A 2,200-nucleotide genomic window follows, 5' to 3' on the forward strand; every position below is an offset into this window, starting at 1 on the left:
AGACGAACTTCGGCATCCGCTTCGAGCCGCCCGACGTCAACAGCGGCACCTACCGCTTCGAGCCCATCGACGACAAGACGGTGCGCTACGGCCTGGGCGCCATCAAGGGCACGGGCCAGGGCGCGATCGAGGCCATCGTGGCCGCGCGTGAGCAGGGCGGCCCGTTCCGCAGCCTGTTCGACTTCTGCGCCCGGGTGGACCGCCAGCGCATCAACAAGCGTGTGGTGGAAGCGCTGATCAAGGCCGGTGCCTTCGACAAGCTGCATGCCGACCGCGCCAGCACGCTGGCCAGCGTGAGCCTGGCGCTGGACTGGGCCGACAGCCAGGCCGCGCATGCCGACCAGGGCGGCCTGTTCGACTTCGACGATGCGCACGGCAGCAGCACGCAGGAGCCGCCGCTGGTGCCGGCCGAGCCCTGGAGCGTGAAGGAGCGGCTGACGCTGGAAAAGACCGCCATCGGCTTTTACCTCTCGGGCCACATGTTCGACCAGAGCGAGGCCGAGGTGCGCCAGTTCGTGCGCCGCGAGGTGGCCGACCTGGCCGACAGCCGCGACCCGCAGGTGGTGGCCGGCATCGTCGGCGACCTGCGCATCATCAACGGCAACCGCGGCCGCGTGGCCATCTTCAAGCTCGACGACAAGAGCGGCTTCATCGAAGCCGTGGCCGACGAGAAGACGCTGGACGCCAACAAGGAGCTGCTGCGCGACGACGAACTGCTGATCATCCAGGGCCGGGTGCAGCCCGACCGCTTCAGCGGCGGCCTGCGGCTGAACGTGCAGCAGGTGTGGGACCTGCCCACCGCGCGGTGCCGCTTCGGCCGCTACCTGCAGGTGGCGCTGGGCAGTGCGGGGCTGGAGGCCTTGCCGCCGTTGGCCGCGGTGGTGCAGGAGTTTCCGGCGCGCCGGCTGGTGACCGAAGAAGGCGAGCAGCTGCAAGGCCTGCCGGTGCGCCTCGCGCTCCAGCGCGAGCAGGCGGTGGGCGTGGTCGACCTGGGCGATGCCGGCAAGTTCTTTCCCAGCGATGCGGCGCTGGACCGCTGGCTGCGCAGCGCGCCGGGCGGCGCCACGGTGGTGTATGAGGCGGAGGCCACCTGACGGGGCGGCCATCAAGGAGCCCGCCAGAAAAAGATCACGGCCATGGCAAAGGCCATGGCCGTGACTGACGGCGCCTGCAGCGCCTGATTACTTCTTCTCGGCCTTCTTGTCGGCCTTTTCATGGGCCGCGGGCTTGGCCTTGTCCGCCGGCGCGGCGCCGGCGGCATACACCGCGCCATTGACCGTCAGCCCCTCGGCCGACAGCTTGCCGGCCTTGGCCGGGCCGATGCCTTGCACGCGGTCGATCAGGTCGTTCCAATCCTTGAAGGGCGCGGTCTTGCGGGCTTCCAGCACGCGGTTGGACATGGCCGGCCCGATGCCCTTGACGGACTCGAGCTGGGCCTGGTCGGCCTTGTTGACGTCGGTGGCCGCAAAGGCCGTGGCCGACAGCAGCGCGGCGGCAACGGCAACGACGATGGTCTTGAGGGAGGTGAACATGGAAGGGCTCCTGGGGATGATGAGCCGTGACGCACGGCGGGCTCGGGCGCATTGTTGGAAGGCCCGCGGGCCGGGCCAATCCTGCTGAAGAGGCCCCCCGCAGGAGGCCGGAAGCCCCGGCTATCATTCACGCCCTGACGACCTCCAGGGCTTGACAGCGAGCGCCCCCAAGCCGCTGCAGTGCCGATGCCGCCCACCGAACCGCGCTCCTCCCGCCCCCATACCGCCGTGCTCCACCAGTTCGTGGGCATTGGTGATCTCGTCTGGCATCTGCCGTATTTCGAGGCCGTTGCGCGCGACAGTGCAGGGGGGCAGGTGGCCGTCATCGCCTCGCCCACCACCTTTGCACGCCAGCTGCTCGAAGGCCTGCCCTGGGTGGCCGAGGTCATCGACTTCGACCGCCGCCCGCGCCGCAGCGAAGGCCGCCAGGGCCGCCATGCGGGCGTGGCCGGGCTCTTTCGCATGGGGCGCGAGCTGCGTGCCAAGCGTTTCGAACGCATCGTGCTGTTCTCGGGCCACCCCAACCGTGGCCTGGTGGCCTGGCTGGCGGGCATTCCGCAGCGGCTGGGTTATGGCACCGGCTGGCTGCAGCGGCGTTTTCTGAACCAGGGGCCGTACATCCAGCGGTACGAAGGGCCGTCGGTCTCCGTGTTCAACGAAGCGGCCAG

The 2,200-nt window shown here is 69.7% G+C and carries 2 protein-coding genes and 1 pseudogene; 2 read left to right on the forward strand and 1 reads right to left on the reverse strand.

The window, feature by feature from the left end:
- Positions 1-1,094 (forward strand): OB-fold nucleic acid binding domain-containing protein (locus ABNT58_RS26235; protein WP_348756321.1); only part of this gene is annotated, 1,094 nt, incomplete at its 5' end.
- 87 nt (positions 1,095-1,181) lie between these two features.
- Here ABNT58_RS26235 and ABNT58_RS26240 read toward each other — a convergent pair.
- Entirely contained in the window at positions 1,182-1,532 is a 351-nt protein-coding gene (locus ABNT58_RS26240) for a helix-hairpin-helix domain-containing protein (RefSeq protein ID WP_348756322.1), read from the reverse strand.
- A gap of 186 nt (positions 1,533-1,718) precedes the next feature.
- Between ABNT58_RS26240 and ABNT58_RS26245 the strand changes: the two are divergent.
- Positions 1,719-2,200: pseudogene (locus tag ABNT58_RS26245) on the forward strand (lipopolysaccharide heptosyltransferase family protein); the annotation flags it as partial.

Origin of the sequence: uncultured Aquincola sp., from assembly GCF_964001545.1 — a bacterium.
Lineage (GTDB): Bacteria > Pseudomonadota > Gammaproteobacteria > Burkholderiales > Burkholderiaceae_C > Aquincola.